The sequence below is a fragment of the Roseixanthobacter finlandensis genome, assembly GCF_043195105.2.
Lineage (GTDB): Bacteria > Pseudomonadota > Alphaproteobacteria > Rhizobiales > Xanthobacteraceae > NCEH01.
On record NZ_CM195536.1, the window covers coordinates 5,275,002 to 5,297,041 of the forward strand.

The following is a 22,040-nucleotide window of genomic DNA, read 5'->3' on the forward strand; positions in this document are numbered from 1 at the left end:
CAGCCGGGCCTCATCAGGCCGCGTGCTGTCCGCTGTGTTTTCCTTCCGCGAATTCCTCGATCATCTTGGCGTTGAAATCGGGAATGTCCTTCGGGTTGCGGCTGGTGACGAGGCCCTGGTCCACGATCACCGATCTGTCTTCCACCTTCGCCCCGGCATTGGCGAGGTCCACCTGGATCGCCTTGTAGCCGGTCATCGACCGCCCCTTCACCAGCCCGGCCGAGATCAGCACCTGCGGGCCGTGGCAGATGGCGGCCACGGGTTTCTTGTCAGTGAAGAAGGCGCGGGTGAAGGCGAGTGCCTTCTCGTTGATGCGCAGCGCGTCCGGGTTCATCACCCCGCCCGGCAGCAACAAAGCGTCGAAGTTTTTGGCATCGGCGGCGTCGAGCGCGACGTCCACCTTGATCTTGTCGGCGGGCGTGTCGTGATTGACGCCCTGAACCTCGCCCTTCTCGGGGCTGACGATCTTCACATCGGCGCCGGCGGCCTTCAGAGCCTTCACGGGCTCCGTCAGCTCCACATTCTCGAAGCCGTTGGCGACCAGGACCGCGATCCTGCGTCCGTCGAGACGGTGTGCCATGGAAATTCTCCTTTTTGCTCATTGGTGCTATCGGTGCGCTCAAGCCCTGTGGCGTGAGGACGAGCCCCGTCCGGCCCCGGGGAACAACCCGAGGAAGCAGCAAGGGGTTCCTGGCGCCGCCGGGAGCCCGAGGGAGAGACCCCCATGTTGAAAACCGTCGCCGCCTTCGACCGGATCGGCGAGGAAAATGCGTTCGCCGTCCTGGCGCGCGCCACCACGCTCGCGAGCCAGGGCCGCGACATCCTCAATCTCGGCATCGGCCAGCCCGATTTCCGCACCCCCGAGCACATCGTCGAGGCCGCCATCCAGGCGCTGCGCGACGGGCAGCACGGCTATACGCCCTCGGTGGGCATCGCGCCTTTGCGCGAGGCGGTGGCGGCGGATCTCCACAAGCGCCACGGCGTCGAGGTGGACCCCGGCCTGGTAATGATCGTGCCTGGCGGCAAGGTCACCATGTATGCGGCGATCCGCCTGTTCGGCGAGCCCGGCGCGGAAATCCTCTATCCCGATCCCGGCTTCCCCATCTATCGCTCGATGATCGAGCACACCGGCGCCACCCCGATCCCGGTGCCGATCCGCGAGGAAAACGCCTTCGCCTTCTCGGCCGAGGAGACGCTGGCGCTGATCACGCCGAACACCCGCCTGCTGATCATCAATTCCCCCGCCAATCCCACCGGCGGCGTCACGCCCAAGGCCGAGATCGACAAATTGGTGAAGGGCCTTGCCGCTTATCCCCATGTGGCGATCCTATCGGACGAGATCTACGATCATTTCGTCTTCGACGGCGAAGCCCACCAGACCCTGCTCGCCTATCCGGAGATCCGCGACCGGCTGATCCTGCTCAACGGCTGGTCCAAGACCTATGCCATGACCGGCTGGCGGCTCGGCTATTCCATCTGGCCGAAGGGCCTGTACGAGCAGGTGCGCAAGCTTTCGGTGAACGCCTGGAGCTGCGTCAACGCCGCGACCCAATATGCCGGCATCGCCGCGCTTCAGGGGCCGCAGGACGCGGTGCATGCCATGGTCGCGGAGTTCGACCGCCGCCGCCACATCGTGGTGGAGGGGCTGAACGCGCTGCCGGGCGTCTCCTGCGCGACGCCGGGCGGCGCCTTCTACGCCTTCCCGAACGTCGCCGGCACGGGGTGGACCTCGGCCAAGGCGCTCGCCTCCGCCTTGCTGGAGGATGCGGGCGTGGCGGTGATCGGCGGGCCGGATTTCGGCGTTCATGGGGAAGGCTATCTGCGGCTGTCCTATGCCAATTCGGCCGAGAACATCCGCGCCGCGCTGGGCCGTATCGCGGCCTTCCTGGCGCAGCGGCAGGCCGCCTGAGTTCCGCGCCGGGCGAAGGGGGAATGACACGCCGCGCCTTCGCCCGCAGAGTGTTCGCCGGCAGGGAATGCGCCGGTCCTATCCGCGCGGGCTTTGCGTCTGGACCTGTTCCGGCGGTCCGTCTCCTTCTGGCATTCGCGCTTCTGCTCGGGGCACCGGGCGGGAGCGCGCACGCCCAGCCGCCCACCTCCAGCCCGCCCCCGCCCTCGAAGGCGGCGGTGGTGGAGCCCTGGCCCTCCACCGCCCGTTGCCGCAGCGGCGAAGTGCTGGCGCGCGACTATAACCGCTGCCTCTACGAGGCGATCTCGGTCTCCGAGAAGGTGATGGAGGCGGCGCTCGCCAATGCCGTCGCGGTGATCGAGGCGCGCGCCGACCTTCTGCCGTCGCAGCGCAATCGCTGGCGCGTGCTGCTGGACGAGGCGCAGATCCGCTTCGGCATGTATCGCAATTTCGATTGCCAGAGCGTGGCGCCGTTCGAGGGGCCGCGCGGCATCGGCAATTTCGAGCAGCGGGCCTTGTGCCTGATCGCGAACAACGAGCGCCGCGCCGAGGATCTGCGCCGCCGCTATGGCGAGGTGCCGCCGCCCGCAGCGCCGGCGCCGGCCCTGGTGATGGACAATATCGGCACCCGCCCCGCCACCTGGCTCACCGCCGTGGCGCCGCCGCTGGATTAGCCGGGCAAGATTCCGGAGTGAAACCCCCCTCTCCCCGCCGGGGAGAGGGCTGGGGTGAGGGGTGCACTGCCCGCGCGAAGGCCGGGCGCGTCCATGCCGAGGGTCCCCCTCACCCGCCCGCTGCGCGGTCGACCTCTCCCCCTCGGGGAGAGGTGAGGTCCCGTCCGGCTCAGCCTCTGGCTTCCGGAGAGAAAACCCCCTCTCCCCGCCGGGAGAGAGGTGATGTTCTGGCTGGCGCGGCGTCTGGCTTCCGGAGTGAAAACCCCCTCTCCCCGCGGGGGAGAGGGTTGGGGTGAGGGGCGCACCGCTCGCGCGAAGGCCGGGCGCGTCCATGCAGAGGGTCCCTCACCCGCCCGCTGCGCGGTCGACCTCTCCCCCACGGGGAGAGGTGAGGTCCCGTCCGGCTCAGCCTCTGGCTTCCGGAGAGAAAACCCCCTCTCCCCGCCGGGGAGGGGGGGGCTTGGGCTGGTGCGGTTTTCCGGTTTTCCAACAGAAAGCCCGCCCCCAACCTAAATCCATTGGACTTGCGCCGGCCGGTCCCTTTCGCCAAAGGTGCGGAAGGATGCGTTCGAGGAAGTGCAATGGCCAAAGTGGTGTGCGTGGGCGAAGTGATGGTGGAACTGGCGCGCGGCAATGACGGCCGGTTCGGCCTTGCGTTCGGCGGCGACACCTTCAACACCGCCGTCTATCTCGCCCGCGCCGGGATCGAGACCGCTTATGCCACCGCGCTCGGCGACGATGCCTATTCCGCCCAGATCCTCGATCTTGCCGCCCATGAGGGCGTAGAGCGAGAGGCGGTGCTGATCGCCAAGGGGCGGGTGCCCGGCCTCTATCTCATCACCACCGACGACCGGGGCGAGCGCACCTTCCATTATTGGCGCGATACCGCCCCCGCCCGTTCGCTGTTCGAGTTCGAGGGCTGGCAGGGCGTCGCCGAGATCCTGGTGGATGCGCGGGCGACCTATTTCTCCGGCATCACCCTGTCGCTTTATTCCAATGTCGGGCTCGGCCGGTTTCTCGCGGCGCTGGAGATGGCGGGCGAGCGCGGCGCTTGGCGCGTGTTCGACGGCAATTACCGTCCGCGCGGCTGGGGCGGCGATGTCGCGCGCGCCCGCATGGTGTTCGCCGAGGCGCTGAAGCGCGCCTCCATCGCCATGCCCACCTTCGAGGACGAGGCGGCGCTATGGGGCGATGCCTCGCCGCACGCCACCATTGAGCGCATGACCACCTACGGGGTGGGCGAGGTGGTGGTGAAGAACGGTGCCGGCGGCGCGCTGGTCTATGCCGAGGGGCGCATCATAGAGGTGCCGGTGGAGCGCGAGGTGCGCCCCGTGGACACCACCGGCGCGGGCGACAGCTTCAACGCCGCCTATCTCGCCGCCCGCCTCAAGGGCGCGAGCCCGGAAGAGGCGGCGCGCGCCGGCCATCGCCTCGCCGGCACGGTGATCCTGCATCGCGGCGCCATCATCCCGCGCGCCGCGCAGGAAGGTATCCCGGCGCATTGAGCGGCAGGGCGCTCCAGGCGCCCTGCTTTATTGCGGCAAAACCAGTCTCAGCCGAATTTCGCGGCCCGCGGCAGTGCGGCGGCGACGCTGGCGAGGTCGCGGATGGCGGTAAAATCGCCGGCGCGGATCAGATCGGCCGGCACCACCCAGGAGCCGCCCACCGCCACCACGTTCGGCAGCGCGAGATAGTTCGCCACATTGCCCGGCCCGATGCCGCCCGTGGGACAGAAGCGCAAATGCGGCAGCGGACCCGCCACCGATTTCAGGAAACCGACGCCGCCCGACGCCTCGGCGGGAAAGAATTTCAGCACCTCGAAGCCGAGGCCCGACAGCACCATGGCTTCGCTCGTGGTGGCGCAGCCGGGCAGCACCGGCACCGGCGCCTGCGCGAGGGATTCGGCGAAGCGGGGCGTCGTGCCGGGGCTCACAAGATAGGCGGCACCGGCCTCGATGGCGGCTTCCACCTGCGCCTGGTCGGTCACCGTGCCGGCGCCGGCGAGCGCACCTTCCACGTCGCGCACGATATGGCGGATGGCCTCCAGCGCCACCGGCGTGCGCAGCGTCACTTCGATCAGCGGCAACCCGCCCTGCACCAGCGCGCGGGCGAGCGGCACGGCATCTTCCAGGCGCTCGATCACCACCACCGGGATGACGGGCGCGCGGGCGACGAAGGGGAGCGGGCTTGGAAGGCTCATGATGTGTCTCTCTCAACCGAGCCGCCTTTGAACCCCACCCGCCGGCCGCTGTCGAGGGGGCATCGCCCGAGGCAGGGGCACGCGGCCGCGGGTGTTGCGCGTCAAAGGGTTGAAACGATTTAAGAAATGCCCGGCGGAAAATCGGTGGCCCGTCGCGCGGCCTGTCGCGCGGACGGTCAGACCAAAGCGGTCATCAGGCTGGAGCTGGGGAACAGCGCCAGCCCTGCGCCGGCCAGCGCCACGCCATAGGGCAGGCTCCCGGCCATCCCGAGGCCGCGCCAGCCGCCCCGTGCCCAGAGCGTGACGCCGCCCACCAGCAGCGCGCCGAACAGGCCGCAGATCAAGGCGAAGGCCGGCAATTGGGAGGGATCGAGCCACAGGGCCAGCGCTGCGGCGAGCTTGGCGTCGCCCGCGCCGATGAGATCATGGGCGAACAGCCAGAAACCGGACGCCAGCACCCCCGCCGCCAGCATCAGCCGCAGCGGAAGGTCGCCCACCCGTCCCGAGGCGGCGAGCAGGGTGAAGCCGCAGGCAAGGGAGAGGATGACGAGATTGGGAATCACCCGCCATGACAAGTCGGTGGCGATCACCGCCGCGAGGGCCGCCGGAAACAGGCCGAGCACCAGCAGATGGTCGAGCGGGAAGAAGACCACGCCGCTCAATTGCCCGCCGCTGCGGCGCCAGCCTTCAGGCGCGCCAGGGTGAGGCCGATCTGGGTCAGCACAGTGACGATGGCGATCGACAGCCCGGCGGCGATCAGCCCGTATTCCAGGGCCGTCGAGCCATGTTGTTCTTTCACGAAGCGGGCCAGCAAGAGCTTCATCGCACACCCTCGTCCGCGCTGTCCCGCGCGGCTGTCTCAGACGGCGTGAGGCGCCGTCCTTGGTTCGAACGCTAGGGGATGCTCCTTTGCCGAGTGGTAAACGCGCCCCGCCCGGCAGCTCTCGCGCCGGCACAGCTTGTGGGGAAGGTTAACGCTCCCTCAGCAGCGCTCGGCCGCGACCGGCTGCGCGCGAGCGTCTTGCCGCTGCGCGCGGGCGTCCAGCCGCTGCGAGACCAGTCCGAGCACGAGCGCCGCGCATGCGAGCGCGATGCCCACGAACGGCAGGTTCTGATAGGCGAGGCCGTGGGTGATGGCGATGGCGCCGATCCAGGCGCCGGCCGCATTGCCGAGGTTGAAGGCGCCCTGGTTGAGGGTGGAGGCAAGGTTCGGCGCCGAGGTGGCGGTATCCACCACGCGCAATTGCAGCAGCGGCACGAGCGCGAAGGCGAGCACGCCCCACACCGTGAGCACGGCGAGCGCCGGCGCGGGCCTGGTGCTCGCGGGCACGAACACCACCAGCACCGCGATCAGCACCACCAAGGTGCCGATCAGCGAGGGCATGAGCCGCCAGTCGGCGAGCTTGCCGCCCAGCATGTTGCCGGCGGTCAGCCCCACCCCGAACAGCAGCAGCGCGCCGGTGATGGCGTTCGCGGATAGCCCCGTCACCTGCGCCAGCAGCGGCGAGATATAAGTGAAGACGCTGAACAGGCTGGCCGAGCACAGCACGCTGATCAGCATGGCCAGCGCCACCTGAACATCGCCCAGCACGCGGAATTCGCTGAGGATGCGCCCGCTTTTCATGGGCAGGCCGCGGGGCAGCAGCACCACCAAGGCGGCAAGCGCCGCGGCGCCGATGAGCGCCACCGCGAAGAAGGTGGAGCGCCAGCCGAGCCATTGGCCGAGCGCCGTTCCCGCCGGAACCCCGAGCACATTGGCGATGGTAAGGCCGGCGAACATGAGCGCGATCGCCTGCGCCCGCTTGTGGCGCAGCACCAGGTCTGCCGCCACCACCGAGCCGATGCCGAAGAAGGCGGCATGGCAGAAGGCGGTGACGATGCGCGCGCCCATCAGCAGGCCGTAGCTGGGCGCGAGCGCGCACAGGATGTTGCCGCCGATGAACACCGCCATCAGCCCCACCAAAGTGGTCTTGCGCGGCCAGTTGGCGGTGAGGATGGCGAGCAGCGGCGCGCCGATCACCACACCGAGCGCATAGCCGGTCACCAGAAGCCCGGCCTGCGGAATGGTGACGCCGAGGTCGCCGGCCACGTCGGGCAGAAGGCCCATGACCACGAATTCCGTGGTGCCGATGCCGAAGGCGGCGACGGCGAGGGACAGGAGCGACAAGGGCATGGGAACGTCCGCGCTGGGAGGGACCGGGCGAAGCATAAGATTTGACTTTGATCAAATTGATGCGCCGCAGCAAGTGCGCTGCGGTAGTGCCAGCCATGCGGCGATGCAGCATCGCGCCCTTTTGCCGAGGCCCTGCGTGCCTCATGCCGAATGGCGACGCCTTCGCATCGCGACAGCGCGCGCGTGTCTGATATGTTGCTGCAAAGCCGGGTTGGACGGGGCGGGAGACACGCGCCATGGGTCTGTGGTTCAAGGACGATCTGTTTGAGGCCCAGTTCCTGCGCACGCTCGGCCACACCTATTATGGCGGCGCCGATATCGGCGAATGCCTCGCGCTCGCCGCCCGCATCCCGCAGGGCGACACCGAGCGCTGGCATGGCGAATGGAATACGCTCGCCGAACGGCTGTACGACGCCGGCCAGGCGAGCCTTGCCGCCGGCCGGGGCACCAGCGCGCGCCAGGCGTTTCTGCGCGCCTCCAATTATTTCCGCGCCTCGTCCCTGTTCCTGCTGGCGGCGCCGGTCGACCCCCGTGCGGTCAAGGCCTATGAGCGCCAGGCCGAAGCCTTTGCCCGCGCCGGCGCGCTCATGGCCCATCCGGTGGAGAGCGTGCGCATCCCGTTCGAGGAGACGCGCCTTCACGGCCTGTTCCTGCGGCCTTCCGCCGACGACACGCCGCGCCCGACGCTGATCGTCACCGGCGGCTATGACGGTACGGCGGAGGAGAACTTCTTCTTCAGCGGTGCGGCAGCGCTGGAGCGCGGCTATAATGTGCTGCTCTATGACGGGCCGGGGCAGGGCGAGGCGCTGTTCAAGCAGGGCCTGCATTTGCGGCCGGACTGGGAAAACGTGCTGCGGCCGGTGGTGGATTTCACCCTCGCCCAGCCGGGAGTGGACCCCGAGCGCATCGCGCTCTACGGCCTCAGCCTCGGCGGCTATCTGGCGGCGCGCGGCGCCAGTGGCGAGCCGCGCCTTGCCGCTTTGGTGGTCGATCCCGGTCAATATGCGCTGCTCGACGAGATGCGGGCGCGCCTGCCGCGCTGGCTCGGGCGCGGCCTGCCCAAGGGCAATCCCCTCACCCGCCGCCTGCTGAGCCGGATGATGGATCACATGCTGCGCAGCCCCACCAAGGGCTGGGGCCTGCGGCGCGGCCTGTTCGTCAATGGCGTGGATACGCCGTGGGATTATGTGCAGTCCATCGCCGCCTTCACCCTGGAGGGCCGCGCGCAGGAAATCGCTTGTCCCACCATGGTCTGCAAGGCGCAGGGCGACGCCATCGGCGCCACGGCGGAAAGCCTGTTCGAGCATCTCGCCTGCACCAAGCGGCTCGCGCTCTTCAAGGCGGAGGAGGGGGCCGCGGCGCATTGCGAGGGCGGCGCCCGCGCCCTGTTCAATCGCGAGATGTTCGACTGGCTGGATGCCGTGCTCGGGCGCTAGGAGGGATCGACATTCAATGGCGTGGTGTATCTTCGAGGAGCCTCACGGCACCTGCGCGCGGTTGTCTTGCTTTTACCGTTCGTCATGGCCGGGCTGGTCCCGGCCATCCACGCCAGGTCGCCCGCGCGGGCCTTGAAAAGCTGGCGCCAGCGGTGCAGCGTGGATGCACGGGACAAGCCCGTGCATGACGTTTCGCTCCTGAACTGCGTCAAGCCGTGAATGTCGATCCGGCCCTGTTCAATCAGGTAGAGGGCGATCGGATCGCGCTCTAAGCGGTGCCGTTCAGGCGGCGTCGCGGCGGCGCACGGCGAGGTTCAGCAGCACCCGTTCGGTGATCGGCTGGGCCATGGCGGCATTGCGCCGGCAGGCGAGGACGGCGTCGTCCACGGTGAGGATGGCGCGCAGGCAGCGGTCCGGCGTGAACGCGCGTAAGGCCTTGTCCACCAGGGGCTTGCGGGAGAAATGCACGGCCGGGCGGGCCTGGTCGATCACCCGCTCGATCGAACTGCCGCCCTCCACCGCCAGCGCCATCTGGTGCAGCGCCATGAGCGCCCGCAGCAGCGCGCCGAGAATGGCGTCGGGCCGGGTCGCCGCGCCCCAGGCCTTGGCGAGCGCGGTGGCGGTCTGCGCCGGCTGGCCGGCGAGCGCGGCGTCCACCACATCGTCCATGGCGAGTGCGGAGGCATCGCCCACGATGAGCCGGACGTCTTCCAGCGTCACGCGCCCCTGCCCCTTGGCATAGAGCGCCAGCTTCTCGATCTCGCCGCGCGAGGCGAGGCGGTCGCCGCCGATGAGGGAGACCAGCAGGTCGCGCGCGTCGAGGTCGATGGCGAGGCCGGCTTCGCCCAGCATGGTATCGACGAGGCGCATCAGGTCGCGTTCGCCGTCGGCATAGCAGGGGATGGCGAGCGCATTCGGCGCGCCCTCGCATAAGGAGCGCAGTGGCGCGCCCTTCTTCAGGTCGCCGGCCTCCACCACCACCAAGGCGTCGCACGGCTCCGCAAGCACGGGTTCGAGCGCGGGCACGAGGTTGCGGCTGCCGGCGCGCACCCACACCACGCGCTGCCCGCCGAACAGGCCGATGGTGCGCGTCTCGTCCATAAGGCGCCGCGGATCGGAGGAGAGCTCGTCGCCGTCGAGCCGCACCACGGCGAACGGATCGCTGGTATCGGGCACGGCGCGGCGCACGAGGGTGGCCGCGCGCTCACGCACCAGCCCCATGTCGGGGCCGTAGATCAGCACCACGGGACGCTTTGGATCGCGGCGAGCGAGGGCGGTATCGGCCTCGCCCGCGCGCACCGCAACCATGGGTCAGCGCGCCGGCGTGGTGGTGGCCGGAGTTGCGGCCGGCGGCGGCGCCACCGGCGGGCTGCCGGTCGGGGGGCCACCCGGAGCGGGCGTGCCGGTGGGGTTCTTGATGAAGAAGGCGGCCAGCTGCACCTTGATCTGGTCCGCGACCACCTGCGAGGCGCGGCTCTCCGCGTCGCGGGCGGAGCTGTAATTGGCGAAGCGCTGTTCGCTGACGTCGGTGGAGACCGCGGCGGCCGCCTTGCCGGAGGCGATCGGCGGCTTGGTCTCCTCGCCCGCGCGCACCAGCTTCCAATCGCCTTCCACGCGATAGGTCTTGGCTTCCGGCAGGCCCGACTGCGTATCGACGATGGCGAACGAACTGGAGGAGCGGACCGTGATGAACATCTTGTACGGCGCATTGGCGGGATTTCCCGCGCCGCCGGTGAGATTATAGATCAAGTCGTTGCGCAGATCGTTGCCGATGCGCCCGTTGATCTTGACGATCTCGATATCCTGCAGCCGCTCCTGCAGGGCAGGCCCGGCGACGGTGGAATTCGCCGCATACATGGGCTGGAAACAGCCGGCGAGCGCCCCGGAGAGGGCGCACACGAGGCCGAGGCGGGCGAATAGCGCGGCGCGATCAGGCGACAACATTCACGATCCTCTGTGGAACCACGATGATACGCTTCGGCGGCCGCCCGTCGAGGGCGCGCTGCACGGTTTCAAGGGCGAGCACGGCGGCTTCGATCTCCGCCGGCGTCGCCTCGCGCGGGACGATGATGTCGTCGCGCTTGCGGCCGTTGATCTGGATCGGCAGCGTGATGGTGTTTTCAACCAGCAGCGCCGGGTCCACCTGCGGCCATGCGGCCTCGGCGACAAGACCCTCATGGCCGAGCGCGGCCCAGCATTCCTCCGCCAGATGCGGCGTCATGGGAGCGACGGTGCGCACCAGCATTTCCGCCGCCTCGCGCAAGGCGAACGCCATGTCCGGCGCCACCTCGCCGGCGCGCACGCCGGCGATCGCCTGGCCGAAGGCATTGGCGAATTCGTGCACATGCGCCACCGCCACGTTGAAGCGCAGGCGCTCCACATCCTCGGCCACCGTGGCGACCAGGGCGTGGGAGGCCCGGCGCAAAGCGGTGGCTTCCGGGCCGAAGCTGTCCGGGCGCGGCGCATCGGCCGGCGCGCCGAGCGCGATGCCCTCATGCACCAGACGCCACACCCGCTGCACGAAGCGCCACGCGCCCTCGATGCCGGACTGGGTCCATTCGCTGTCGCGCTCGGGCGGGGTGTCGGCGAGCATGAACCAGCGCGCGCAATCCACGCCATAGGTGTCGGCCACCACTTCGGGCGCCACCACGTTGCGCTTGGACTTGGACATCTTCTCCGGCGGGCCGACCACCACGTCCTCGCCGGTGTCGATCTTCACCGCCTTGCCGGTACCGAGGAGCTTCACCTCCTCCGGGAACAGCCAGCGGCCGGCTTTGTCCTTATAGGTCTCGTGGACGATCATGCCCTGGGTGAACAGGCCGGCGAATGGCTCCTTGATGTCCACGCGGCCGCAGGCATTGAGCGCGCGGGTGAAGAAGCGCGAATAGAGCAGGTGCAGGATCGCGTGCTCGATGCCGCCGATATATTGGTCCACCGGCAGCCAATGGCGCACCGCGTCCTTGTCGAGCGGCTTCGACGCGTCGTCGCTGGCATAGCGCAGGAAATACCAGGACGAATCCACGAAGGTGTCCATGGTGTCGGTTTCGCGCTTGGCCGGCGCGCCGCACTTGGGACAGGGCACGTTGCGCCATGCCTTGGCGCGATCCAGCGGATTGCCCGGCATGTCGAACGTCACGTCGTCCGGCAGCGTCACGGGCAGCTGGTCGCGCGGCACACCCACGGGGCCGCAGGTCTCGCAATGGATGATCGGGATCGGGCAACCCCAATAGCGCTGGCGCGAGATGCCCCAGTCGCGCAGGCGGAAATTCACCTGCCGCTTGCCCTGCGGCTCGTCGCCGATGCGGAACCGCTCCAATTGCCGGGCGACCGCTTCTTTCGCCGCATCCACGGCCATGCCGTCGAGGAATTGGGAATTGAACAGCGTGCCTTCGCCGTCATAGGCGAGGTCCTGCACCGCGAAGGTTGCGGGATCGGCGTCCGGCGGCAGCACCACGGGGGTGACCGTGAGGCCGTATTTGCGGGCGAAGTCGAGATCGCGCTGGTCGTGCGCCGGGCAGCCGAAAATGGCGCCGGTGCCGTAGTCCATCAGCACGAAATTGGCCACATAGACCGGCACGGTGCGGCTGGCATCCAGCGGATGCACTACCTTCAGGCCGGTGTCATAGCCCATCTTCTCCTGGGTTTCGATCGCCTCGGCGGTGGTGCCGCCCTTCTTGCAGGCGACCACGAAGGCGGCGAGCGCATCGTCCTTCGCAGCCAGGGCCGTCGTCAGGGGATGGTCGGGCGAGAGCGCCAGGAAGGACGCGCCGAACAGCGTGTCGGGGCGGGTGGTATAGACCTTCACCGCCGCCGTGCCGGTCGGGATCTTCTCCCGGTGATGGGCTTTCGACAGCTCGAACAGGACTTCGAGGCCTTCCGAGCGGCCGATCCAATTGCGCTGCATGAGGCGCACGCGGTCCGGCCAGCGGTCCAGCGTGTCGATGGCGTCGAGCAAATCCTGGGCGAAATCGGTGATGCGGAAGAACCATTGGGACAGCTTGCGCCGCTCCACCACCGCGCCGGAGCGCCAGCCGCGCCCGTCGATCACCTGCTCATTGGCGAGCACGGTGTTATCGATCGGGTCCCAATTGACCTCGCTTTCCTTGCGATAGGCGAGGTCCTTGTCGAACAGGTCGAGGAAGATGCGCTGCTGCTCGACATAATAGGAGGGATCGCAGGTGGCGATCTCGCGGTTCCAGTCCAGCGACAGGCCGAGCAGCTGGAGCTGCTCCTTCATGGAGGCGATGTTTTCATAGGTCCAGGCCTTGGGATGGATGCCGCGCTCGATGGCGGCATTCTCCGCCGGCAGGCCGAAGGCATCCCAGCCCATGGGATGGAGCACGTTGAAGCCCTGCATGCGCTTGGTGCGCGCGAGCACGTCGCCCATCACATAATTGCGCCCGTGGCCGATATGGATACGACCCGACGGATAGGGGAACATCTCCATCACGAAGAATTTGGGACGCGGATCGTCGTTCCGCGTGCGGAAGATGCCGCGGTCCTTCCAAATCTTCTGCCAACGGGGTTCGGCGTCGCGGGCGTTATATCGGTCTGTGGTCATCGAATATCTATGGTCCAGGGGCGGCGGGACTAGGACAGAAACCGCGCCACGGGTCAACCTTCGCGGCTGCGGCAGAGGGTGCGGTCATGGCGCCATGAAAGAGCCGGCCGCATGCCTCCGGCGTTTTGGCCGCGCCCCCGCCGCGAAGAATTGCCCGTTGACCAATACATAGCTCTGTGGTTATGAATCTAATTCATAGCCGCAGGATTATGATTTCATGCCGAACGCCCCCGACCTCCTCTTCAAGGCGCTGGCCGATCCCACCCGGCGGGCCATATTTGAGCGCCTCTGCAGCGCCGGCGAGCAGACGGTGGGCGCGCTGACGGCGGAGGCCGGGATTTCGCAGCCCGCCGTCTCCAAGCACCTGGGCGCCCTGAAACTGGCCGGGCTGGTGCGCGACCGCCCTCAGGGCCGGCAGACTCACTACAGCGCCCAGCCCCTCGCCCTTGCCCCTCTGATCGACTGGACACGCCAGATGTCGGCCTTCTGGGCCGGCCGGTTCGACGAGCTCGAAACCCTGCTGAACAGGATGGACCAATGACCGAGATGGCCGAAGAGACACGCACCGTCGTGGTCGAGCGCGCGCTTGCCCATTCCCCCCAGAAGGTGTGGCGTGCGCTCACGCAGCCGCATCTGATCGAGACCTGGCTCATGAAGAACAATTTCGAGCCGGTGGTGGGCCACAGCTTCGATCTGCGCGCGGACTGGGGCGGCGTGACCTGCCGGGTGCTGGAGATCGAACCGCTGGCGCTATTGTCCTACACGTGGTCGGGCATGGGGCTGGAAAGCGTCGTCACCTGGACCTTGGTCCCGACCGGCGAGGGAACGCTGCTGCGCATGGAGCAGTCGGGCTTCCGGCCGGGCCAGGAGCAGGCCTATCACGGCGCCCAGGCCGGATGGCCGCGGTTCCTTGCGGCATTGGAGCAGACCCTGGACCGGCCGGACTGAAGCGCGAGAACCGGACTCGGGCGGGCATGCATGGCACAGCTGCGGGCCATCCCGCCGCCGTGCTGGCTCGCCGGGCCGGGGCCATGCTAACCAGCAAGGCCAAGGAGACCGCCATGCCGATCGTGATGCCCGAGTGCTTCGCCCCTGCCGCCATGTCCTCCATGCCGGTGCGCCTCGTGACCCGGGAGGGCTTCAAGACCGCGCCCTTGCCGCAGGCGGCGCGGCGGTTCGCGGAAGCGGCGGGCTTCAAGGGCGAAAGCGGTAAATTGCTCGCTTTGCCCGACGCAGACGGCGCGGTCGCCGGGTTCCTGTTCGGCGTGCCGGGGGAAAAGGGCGATCCGTTCGCCGCCGGAGCCCTGCCGGGCCTGCTGCCGGAAGGCGATTATCATCTGGAGGGCGAAATCGGCGCGCTCGATGCCCTCGCCTTCGCCCTCGGCACCTATCGCTTCACCCGCTATCGCGCCAATGCCAAGGGGCAGGTGCGCCTGAAGCTCGGTGCGGGCGATGATGCCGCTGCGCTCGCGCGCACGTTCGAGGCGGTGAGCCTGGTGCGCGACCTGGTCAATACGCCGGCTAATGACCTCGGCCCCGCCGAGCTGGAGGACGCCGCCCGCCGCCTCGCGGCCCGCCATGGGGCGAGCTTTCGCTCCATCGTCGGCGCGGATCTGCTGGCGCGCAATTTCCCGCTGATCCACACCGTGGGCCGCGCCGCCACCCGCGCACCCCGCCTGCTGGATCTCACCTGGGGGCCGGAAGATGCGCCGAAGGTGACATTGGTCGGCAAGGGCGTGTGCTTCGACACCGGCGGGCTCGATATCAAGCCCTCCTCCGGCATGCTGATCATGAAGAAGGACATGGGAGGCGCCGCGACCGCGCTCGGCTTGGCCCATCTCATCATGTCGCGCGGCTTGAAGGTGCGGCTGCGGGTGCTGATCCCGGCGGTGGAAAATGCCATCGCGGGGGACGCCTTCCGCCCCGGCGACATTTTTTCGAGCCGCAAGGGCCTCACCGTGGAGATCGGCAATACCGACGCCGAGGGGCGTCTTGTGCTCGCCGATGCGCTCTCGCTGGCGGACGAGGATAGCCCCGACCTGCTGGTGGATTTCGCCACCCTCACGGGCGCTGCCCGCGTCGCGCTCGGCCCCCATCTGCCGCCGGCCTATACGGACGACGAGGCGCTTGCCGCCGATCTCGCCCGCCACGCCCAGGCGCAGGCCGATCCGCTCTGGCGCCTGCCGCTGTGGCGGCCTTATGCCGCGATGATCGACTCCAAGGTGGCGGATATCAACAATGCCGGCGCGGGCGGCTTTGCCGGCTCCATCACGGCGGCGCTGTTCCTGGCGCGCTTCGTCGAGACCGCCAAATCCTGGCTGCATCTCGACATCTACGCCTGGAACCCCTCCGCCCGTCCCGGCCGGCCGGAAGGCGGCGAGGCGCAGACCATCCGCGCCCTCGATGCCCTGATCGCCGAACGCTACGGCGCATGAGGCCCGTTTTATGAGCCAGGATCTGAAAGGCCGCGACCCGCGCCTCACCCCCGCCAAGGCTACTCTTGCCGCCGAGAGCCTGCGCGGCATCGTCGATGCGCCGTTCTACAATGAAGGCGTGAAGCGCCGGGTGGTGGAGCCGGTGGCGGGGATGCGCCGCGCGCCCTCGTCCACCGCCGCGCTCGATACCGAGGCGCTCCAGGGCGAGATCGTCACCATCTATGAGGACGAGGGCGAGGGCTGGGCCTGGGGCCAGCTCGAAACCGACGGCTATGTGGGCTATCTGCCGAGCGACGCGCTGGATGTGATGGACCCCGCGCCGACCCATAAGGTGCGGGCGCAGCGCACCTTTCTGTTCCCCGGCCCGGATATCAAGCTGCCGCCGCGCGCGGTGCTGCCGTTCGGCGCGCGGGTGGAGGTGCGCGAGCTGCGCGGCGCCTTTGCCGTGACGCCGCAGGGGTTCCTGCCGGCGGTGCATGTGGCGCCGCTGGATCTGCTGGAGGCGGATTTCGTGGAGGTGGCGGCGCGCTTTCTCGGCACGCCCTATCTGTGGGGCGGGCGCTCGGCCTTCGGGCTCGATTGCTCCGGCCTGGTGCAGACCGCGCTTGCCGCCTGCGGCATCGCCGCGCCGCGCGACAGCGACCAGCAGGAATCCGCCCTCGGCATCACCGTGCCGCTGGATGCGCCTTTGCGGCGGGGCGATTTGCTGTTCTGGGCGGGGCATGTGGGGATCGTGGAGGATGAGGCGACCTTGCTCCATGCCAATGCCTTCGCCATGGAAGTCGCCCGCGAGTCCTTGCCGGCCGCGCTCGCCCGTATCGGCGCGACGACGCCGCTGCGCAGCATTAAGCGGCTGGGGATTTAGGCCCGCGCCTCCGCGCCCGCATCCTTCCGCGCCAGCGCCTTGAAATGCCCGCGCGCCTGCAGCCATGCCAGCAGGATCAGGCCGGGAATGCCGGCGAGGACGGTGATGAGGAAGAACAGCGCCCAGCCGGTGGCCTCCACGATATAGCCGCCGCCGGAGGCGAGGAACGTGCGGCCGACGGCGGTGAGCGCGGTGAGCAGGGCATATTGGGTGGCGGTGTGCGCCCGCGCCCCGCACAGGGCCGAGAGATAGGCGACGAAGATCACCGTGCCGATGGCGCCGGTGAAATTCTCCACCACCACGGTGGCGGTGAGCGCCGCCACGTTCACGCCGATCAGCGCCTGGGCGGAGAAGGCGAGGTTGGACAGCATCTGCAATATGCCGCCGACCCACAGGCAGGTCACCAGAGGATAAGCCCGCGCGATCGCCCCGCCGGCAAAGCCGCCGAGCAGGGCGGCAGCGAGGCCCACGCCCTTCACGATGGCCGCATAGGTCGCCTTGTCGAAGCCGATGGAGATGACGAACGGCGCCGTGAGCACGCCGGCGAGCGCATCGCAGAATTTATACAGCAGCACGAACAGCAGGATGGTCACCGCCTGGTCGCGCGAGAGGAATTCGCTGAACGCCCCCACGGCGGTCGCGACGACGCGCTTCAGCGCGCTGCCCTCGCGGGTCGGCGTGTCGCCATCGTGCCGCACCGGGGCGTCGGGCTCGCGGGCGAGGAAAGTCGCGGCGATGCCCACCAGCATGAAGAGCGCGGCGGCCACATAGCCCCAGGTCCACACCTGCGCGCGCGGCACGCCATAGACTTCCAGCGCCGCGACGATGGCGATGACCCCGGCGCCCGACACCAGCATGCCGATGCGATAGGCCGCCACATAGCCCGCCATGCCAGCGGCCTGCTCGGAGGTGTCGAGCCGCTCCACGCGGAACGCATCCACCACGATGTCCTGCGTCGCCGAGACGGTGGCGACGATCACCGCCCCGAGCGCCACGGCGAATGGCGCCGCCATCGGATCCTGGAGACCGAGGAACAGAATGGCGCCGGCGAGCACGATCTGGGTGGCGAGCAGCCAGCCGCGCCGCCGCCCGAGCCAGGCAGAGAGCACCGGCACGTCCAGCGCATCGACAATCGGCGCCCAGAGGAATTTCAGCGTGTAGGGCAGGCCCACCAAAGAGAACAGGCCGATGGTGGCGAGATTGACGCCGGCTTCGGTCATCCAGACCGACAGCGTGGTGCCCGTGAGCGCCAGCGGCAGGCCGGAGGAGAAGCCGAGCAGGATCACCACCAGCACGCTCGGCCGCAGATAGACCGCGAGCGCCGCGAATGCGGAGGAAACGCGCGCATTCGCAGAAGTAAGGCTCATGAAGCGGGCTCCAGCGTGGGACTGCCGGGCCGCCGCCAGCGGCCCGGGCGCGGATCGCGAAAGAGCTCAGGCCTGCCCATGGCTCCACAGGCCGGATTCCACCTTGGAGACGGCGATGACGGCCTGGGTGCGGCTTTCCACCCCGAGCTTCTGGAGGATGGCCGAGACATGGGCCTTCACGGTCGCCTCGGACACCGACAATTCATAGGCGATCTGCTTGTTGAGCCGCCCTTCGGACAGCATCATCAGCACCCGCACCTGCTGCGGGGTCAAGGTGGAGAGGCGGGCGAGGATGGCGTCGGATTCGCTGTCGCCGCGGCCGGAGAGATTGATATCCGGCGGCGCCCAGCTTCCGCCGGCGAGCACGGTCGCCACCGCATCGCGCATGGCGGTGACGCCGAGGGTCTTCGGGATAAAGCCGGACGCGCCGAGATCGAGGCAGCGGCGGATGATCGGCGCCTCCTCATTGCCGGAGACCACCACCACCGGCACGCCGGCATATTGGGCGCGCAGATAGATGAGCCCGGAAAAGCCGCGCGCGCCGGGCATGGTGAGATCCAGCAGGATCAGGTCGAAATCCGCTTCCTTGTCCAGCAAGGCGTGGAGATCGTCGAACGTGCCGACCTCCGCGATCTCGCTCTTAGGATAGAGCGCGGCGAGCGCTTCGCGCAGCGCGCCGCGAAACATCGGATGGTCATCGGCGATGACGAGCCGGAAGGCGTTGGCGTCTCCCAAATGGCTTCTCCCCCGGTCCCACCGGCTGTTAATTGCCCACCGGCTTTGCTCGAGGCCCGCGCGCGAATCGGAAATCACCGAATCATCCGACCCGTCGGCGCGCGTTGCAAGCCGGCTTATCCACCCGTGTCTTGAGGGCATAGGGGCAGGCGTGGAGTCAAGCGGCCAGGTCAAGTCCCGGCGCAATCGCCGCGGCAGGGGCGGGCGGCGGGGCACGTGCCGGCATTGCCTATTCGAAAGGCAATCATGCTTAAGAAATAAGCAGTTTTAGCTTCGGTGAGGAATTTTGCGCCGCTCGGGAGGGGCGCTCCAAGCGGGAGAAGGATTTTGCGCGAGGCAAGGTGACGCGGGCGCGCCGCTGCAAATAAAAAGGGCCGGCGCTTGTACGGGCCGGCCCTCAGGTCGTTTGCAAGTGTTTAAAAGACGAACGTGGCATGGGTTGCGTGGACGTCTTGAATTCAGCGCTTGCGGGGCGTCTCCGATTCCTGAATTGCGGCTTCGTGGTACCAGCTGCTGCCGAAATTCTGGGTGGCGATCTGCATCGCAGCTAGGTCGTTCACGGGCTTGGCAGCGGTCTGCCGGCCGGAAACACCCGCGCGTCCGCCGGCGGGGAAGGCATAAATCTTTGCGGATCCCGGATACTGACTCGTGGCCATTCTATCTCTCTCTCGTTTTGTGCTGTGCGATAACGCATCAGACGTTGGGTGAGCTTAGCATGGTCTGCCCGTGTTTTATACAAGCTGCCTCTTTTAAAATCACCGTTTGACTACATTATCAGCACTTCGGTTTTTGCATCTTCGGCTAGCATTCCATGCAGATGGAACGTGCGGTTACGCATGAAGTTCCAGCCGCGCCCTGCGGCTTCTGTCGGGGTTGCTGTCAAATGGAGCCTGTTCATTTCCTGGGCACGCCATTCAGCCTCATGCTGAGCCGCCTATCTTGTGCGGGCCTGGGAGAAATCGATGCCGCCGCAGATTGCGCAGGGGCATCCGCCGGGTCCGGCCTCTTGGCCGGGTTGGCATAGGAAATGCTTGGGAGAGGCCAGCCAGTTGGCGGCCGAGCACGCCATTCGCTGCCGGTTCCTTTTCGGAACCGCGCATCCGAACACGGTCACATGTCGCGTCATCAGCTCACGAGAGGCTCGTAATGACAAAGTACAAACTCGAGTACATATGGCTGGACGGGTACAGCCCCGTTCCCAATCTGCGTGGGAAGACGCAGATCAAGGAATATGACCATTTCCCCGCGCTCGATGAGCTGCCGCTCTGGGGCTTCGACGGTTCGTCCACCAATCAGGCCGAGGGCCGCAGCTCGGATTGCGTGCTGAAGCCGGTCGCGATCTATCCCGACCCGGCGCGCAAGAGCGGCGCCCTGGTGATGTGCGAAGTCATGATGCCGGACGGCGTCACCCCGCACGCCACCAACGCCCGCGCCACCATCCTGGACGACGAAGGCGCCTGGTTCGGCTTCGAGCAGGAATATTTCTTCTATAAGGACGGCCGTCCGCTCGGCTTCCCCGAGCATGGCTATCCGGCCCCGCAGGGCCCCTATTATACCGGCGTCGGCTTCAAGAATGTCGGCGATGTCGCCCGCGAGATCGTCGAGGAGCATCTTGAGCTCTGCCTCGAAGCCGGCATCAACCACGAAGGCATCAACGCGGAAGTCGCGAAGGGCCAGTGGGAATTCCAGATCTTCGGCAAGGGCTCCAAGCGGGCCGCCGACGAAGTGTGGATGGCGCGCTACCTGCTGCTCCGCCTGACCGAAAAGTACGGCGTGGACATCGAGTTCCACTGCAAGCCGCTCGGCGATACCGACTGGAACGGCTCGGGCATGCATGCCAATTTCTCGACCACCTACCTGCGGGAAGTCGGCGGCAAGGATTATTTCGAAGCCCTCATGGCGGCATTCGACAAGAACCTTCAAGACCACATCGCCGTGTACGGTCCGGACAACCACATGCGCCTGACCGGCAAGCACGAGACCGCGCCGTGGAACAAGTTCAGCTACGGCGTGGCCGATCGCGGCGCCTCGATCCGCGTTCCGCACTCGTTCATCAAGAACGACTACAAGGGCTATCTTGAGGATCGCCGCCCCAATTCCCAGGGCGACCCCTACCAGATCGCTTCGCAGATCCTGAAGACCATCTCCGAAGTTCCCACCAAGGACAGCGTCTCGGCTGCGGCCTGATCGTTTCGATCCCCTCCCATCAGCGGCGCGGGCCTTCGGGTCCGCGCCGTTTTTTTTGGGGTCCGCGCTGCTTTTTTGACTGCGGCGGCCGGCGTGCCGTCAGTCCCGCGCTTCCCCGCAGAAGCACAGCACCACCTCGCGCACATGCGGGCGGGCGCGATGCTCGATGAGATAGAGCGCCTGCCACGTGCCGAGCCGCAGCGCGCCGTCCGCCACCGGAATGGCGAGGTCGCTGGCGGTGAGCGCCGTGCGGATATGGGCGGGCATGTCGTCCGGCCCCTCCAGATCATGCACCCAGGGATGATCCGCCGGCGCGAGGCGCCGCAAGGCGGTGAGCAGGTCCACCCGCACATCCGGGTCGGCATTCTCCTGGATCGTCAGCGAAGCGGAGGTGTGGCGGCAGAACAGGTGCAGCATGCCGTTGCGCGCGCCCACCTCGGTCAGGAAGGCGCGCGCCTCGCGGGTCAGGTCGATGAAGCCCTCGCCGCGCGTCTCCACCTCCAGCAGCGCCTGGGCGCAGATGTCGAGGGCGGTGACGTGCGGGCGGCCGCGGCGGATCTGGCTCATGCCAGGGGCTTCACAGCGCTACGCCCTTCACCAGAGCGGTGATCAGCTGGGCGATGCGGCCCGAGGGCTCGGCCATGGTCTCCAATATGGTGAAATGATTGGCGCCGGGGATTTCCTCATAATGCAGCGGCAGGCCCTGCGCCGCGCGGTGGGCGGCGAAATCGGCGGTCTGCTTGCGCATGAGGGGCAGTTCGCCGCTGCCGGCCACCAGGATCAGCGGAACCTTCCCGCGCCCCGGCAGCAGGGTGGGCGAATTGCGCGCCACCGCCGCTTCGTCGAGCCCCAGCTTGGCGTTGATATAGATGTGGCGCATGGGCTCCAGGTCGAACACGCCCGAGATGGCGAGGCCGCCTTTGATCAGGGGATGATCGAGGTTCATCACCGCCAGATGGCCGCCCGCCGACCAGCCGGAGAGGAACACCCGGTCGACATCGCCGCCGAGCGCCGGCAGTTCGCGCGTGAGATGGCGCAGGCCGGCGCGGATTTCCCGGCTGATCTCGTCGATAGTGGCGTCGGGCGCGAGCGTATAGCCCATCAGCGCCACATTGATGCCGTGGGCCAGCGGCCCGGCGGCGCAGAAGGTGAAATCCTCCTTCGCCCGCATCTGCCAATAGCCGCCATGGATGAACACCAGGGTGGGGGCATTCTCGCCCGCTTTCAGGAAATCGATGCGGTTGCGCGGGCCGGGCCCGTAGGGCAGGTCGAGGGTGAGGCAGCATTGCGCGCGCAGGGCCGCCGAGCGCTCGGCCCAGCCGCGCAGGATCTCGGCGCTGTCGGCGACGGCGGCCGAATTGTTGAAGGCGCGGTCGCGAGCCTCCTGGTCGAGGGCGCGCCAATCGGGCGCTTCAATCGCCATGTCCATCCCCAAGCTCTCCCGCGCGTCGAATCCGTTTTATGTCCGAGCCAGAGCCGACACCGGAACGGCGCGGCA

Annotated in this window: 22 protein-coding genes; 9 read left to right on the top strand and 13 right to left on the bottom strand. The window is 68.0% G+C overall.

What is annotated here, in order from left to right; translation table 11 throughout:
* Positions 1–13 precede the first annotated feature (13 nt).
* Positions 14–580: a type 1 glutamine amidotransferase domain-containing protein gene (locus tag V5G24_RS24465; RefSeq protein WP_394086122.1), complete on the bottom strand. Its 567-nt coding sequence runs from the start codon at positions 578–580 to the stop codon at positions 14–16.
* Positions 581–724: 144 nt separating this feature from the next.
* On the opposite strand from V5G24_RS24465, the gene V5G24_RS24470 reads away from it, so the two are divergent.
* The 3 genes from V5G24_RS24470 (at position 725) to V5G24_RS24480 (ending at position 4,088) form a co-directional block, all read left to right on the top strand.
* A complete protein-coding gene (locus tag V5G24_RS24470; protein ID WP_394086123.1) occupies positions 725–1,909 on the top strand; it encodes a pyridoxal phosphate-dependent aminotransferase in 1,185 nt (394 codons plus the stop codon).
* A 23-nt stretch (positions 1,910–1,932) separates the two neighbouring features.
* Entirely contained in the window at positions 1,933–2,583 is a 651-nt protein-coding gene (locus V5G24_RS24475) for a lysozyme inhibitor LprI family protein (RefSeq protein WP_394086124.1), read from the top strand.
* 581 nt (positions 2,584–3,164) lie between these two features.
* Positions 3,165–4,088, top strand: a complete 924-nt coding sequence (locus V5G24_RS24480; RefSeq protein ID WP_394086125.1) for a sugar kinase — start codon at positions 3,165–3,167, stop codon at positions 4,086–4,088.
* A gap of 47 nt (positions 4,089–4,135) precedes the next feature.
* Here V5G24_RS24480 and eda read toward each other — a convergent pair whose 3' ends face one another.
* The 4 genes from eda to V5G24_RS24500 form a co-directional block, all read right to left on the bottom strand.
* Positions 4,136–4,783: a bifunctional 4-hydroxy-2-oxoglutarate aldolase/2-dehydro-3-deoxy-phosphogluconate aldolase gene (gene eda / locus V5G24_RS24485; RefSeq protein WP_394086126.1), complete on the bottom strand. Its 648-nt coding sequence runs from the start codon at positions 4,781–4,783 to the stop codon at positions 4,136–4,138.
* Positions 4,784–4,959: 176 nt separating this feature from the next.
* Positions 4,960–5,436: a prepilin peptidase gene (locus V5G24_RS24490; RefSeq protein WP_394086176.1), complete on the bottom strand. Its 477-nt coding sequence runs from the start codon at positions 5,434–5,436 to the stop codon at positions 4,960–4,962.
* A 5-nt stretch (positions 5,437–5,441) separates the two neighbouring features.
* Entirely contained in the window at positions 5,442–5,606 is a 165-nt protein-coding gene (locus tag V5G24_RS24495; protein ID WP_394086127.1) for a Flp family type IVb pilin, read from the bottom strand.
* A 159-nt stretch (positions 5,607–5,765) separates the two neighbouring features.
* Positions 5,766–6,956, bottom strand: a complete 1,191-nt coding sequence (locus V5G24_RS24500) for an MFS transporter (protein WP_394086129.1) — start codon at positions 6,954–6,956, stop codon at positions 5,766–5,768.
* Positions 6,957–7,192: 236 nt separating this feature from the next.
* Between V5G24_RS24500 and V5G24_RS24505 the strand changes: the two genes are divergently transcribed.
* Positions 7,193–8,392: an alpha/beta hydrolase family protein gene (locus V5G24_RS24505; protein ID WP_394086130.1), complete on the top strand. Its 1,200-nt coding sequence runs from the start codon at positions 7,193–7,195 to the stop codon at positions 8,390–8,392.
* Between the two features lie 282 nt (positions 8,393–8,674).
* Here the strand turns inward: V5G24_RS24505 and holA are convergent, their stop codons facing one another.
* The 3 genes from holA to leuS are packed head-to-tail and all read right to left on the bottom strand — an operon-like array spanning position 8,675 to position 12,953.
* On the bottom strand, positions 8,675–9,700 hold the full coding sequence (gene holA / locus V5G24_RS24510) for a DNA polymerase III subunit delta (protein WP_394086131.1): 1,026 nt from the start codon (positions 9,698–9,700) through the stop codon (positions 8,675–8,677).
* Between the two features lie 3 nt (positions 9,701–9,703).
* Positions 9,704–10,336, bottom strand: coding sequence for a hypothetical protein (locus tag V5G24_RS24515; RefSeq protein WP_394086133.1), 633 nt, complete (start codon positions 10,334–10,336; stop codon positions 9,704–9,706).
* On the bottom strand, positions 10,323–12,953 hold the full coding sequence (gene leuS, locus V5G24_RS24520; RefSeq protein ID WP_394086135.1) for a leucine--tRNA ligase: 2,631 nt from the start codon (positions 12,951–12,953) through the stop codon (positions 10,323–10,325). Before leuS ends, V5G24_RS24515 begins: the two co-directional genes overlap by 14 nt.
* Positions 12,954–13,170: 217 nt before the next feature.
* Between leuS and V5G24_RS24525 the strand changes: the two genes are divergently transcribed.
* The 4 genes from V5G24_RS24525 to V5G24_RS24540 all read left to right on the top strand — a co-directional run bounded on the left by V5G24_RS24525 (position 13,171) and on the right by V5G24_RS24540 (position 16,253).
* On the top strand, positions 13,171–13,494 hold the full coding sequence (locus V5G24_RS24525) for an ArsR/SmtB family transcription factor (protein ID WP_394086136.1): 324 nt from the start codon (positions 13,171–13,173) through the stop codon (positions 13,492–13,494).
* Positions 13,491–13,901: an SRPBCC family protein gene (locus tag V5G24_RS24530; protein WP_394086137.1), complete on the top strand. Its 411-nt coding sequence runs from the start codon at positions 13,491–13,493 to the stop codon at positions 13,899–13,901. Before V5G24_RS24525 ends, V5G24_RS24530 begins: the two co-directional genes overlap by 4 nt.
* Positions 13,902–14,026: 125 nt before the next feature.
* Complete coding sequence (locus V5G24_RS24535; RefSeq protein WP_394086177.1) at positions 14,027–15,388, top strand: leucyl aminopeptidase family protein; 1,362 nt, start codon at positions 14,027–14,029, stop codon at positions 15,386–15,388.
* Positions 15,389–15,398: 10 nt separating this feature from the next.
* Positions 15,399–16,253, top strand: coding sequence for a C40 family peptidase (locus V5G24_RS24540; RefSeq protein ID WP_394086138.1), 855 nt, complete (start codon positions 15,399–15,401; stop codon positions 16,251–16,253).
* On the opposite strand, the gene V5G24_RS24545 is transcribed toward V5G24_RS24540, so the two are convergent.
* From V5G24_RS24545 to V5G24_RS24555, 3 genes are all read right to left on the bottom strand, one after another.
* Positions 16,250–17,620 carry an AmpG family muropeptide MFS transporter gene (locus V5G24_RS24545; protein WP_394086139.1) on the bottom strand — a complete coding sequence of 457 codons (1,371 nt, stop codon included), beginning with the start codon at positions 17,618–17,620 and terminating at the stop codon, positions 16,250–16,252. The genes V5G24_RS24540 and V5G24_RS24545 overlap by 4 nt on opposite strands.
* 66 nt (positions 17,621–17,686) lie before the next feature.
* Positions 17,687–18,307, bottom strand: a complete 621-nt coding sequence (locus V5G24_RS24550; protein ID WP_509292332.1) for a LuxR C-terminal-related transcriptional regulator — start codon at positions 18,305–18,307, stop codon at positions 17,687–17,689.
* A gap of 506 nt (positions 18,308–18,813) precedes the next feature.
* Complete coding sequence (locus V5G24_RS24555) at positions 18,814–19,011, bottom strand: DUF2735 domain-containing protein (protein WP_394086142.1); 198 nt, start codon at positions 19,009–19,011, stop codon at positions 18,814–18,816.
* Positions 19,012–19,501: 490 nt separating this feature from the next.
* Between V5G24_RS24555 and V5G24_RS24560 the strand changes: the two genes are divergently transcribed.
* Entirely contained in the window at positions 19,502–20,542 is a 1,041-nt protein-coding gene (locus V5G24_RS24560; RefSeq protein WP_394086144.1) for a glutamine synthetase beta-grasp domain-containing protein, read from the top strand.
* Positions 20,543–20,641: 99 nt separating this feature from the next.
* On the opposite strand, the gene V5G24_RS24565 is transcribed toward V5G24_RS24560, so the two are convergent.
* Together V5G24_RS24565 and V5G24_RS24570 are read right to left on the bottom strand one after the other, a co-directional pair.
* Positions 20,642–21,109, bottom strand: a complete 468-nt coding sequence (locus tag V5G24_RS24565; protein ID WP_394086146.1) for a secondary thiamine-phosphate synthase enzyme YjbQ — start codon at positions 21,107–21,109, stop codon at positions 20,642–20,644.
* A gap of 10 nt (positions 21,110–21,119) precedes the next feature.
* Positions 21,120–21,971, bottom strand: coding sequence for an alpha/beta hydrolase (locus tag V5G24_RS24570; protein WP_394086147.1), 852 nt, complete (start codon positions 21,969–21,971; stop codon positions 21,120–21,122).
* Positions 21,972–22,040: the final 69 nt, after the last annotated feature.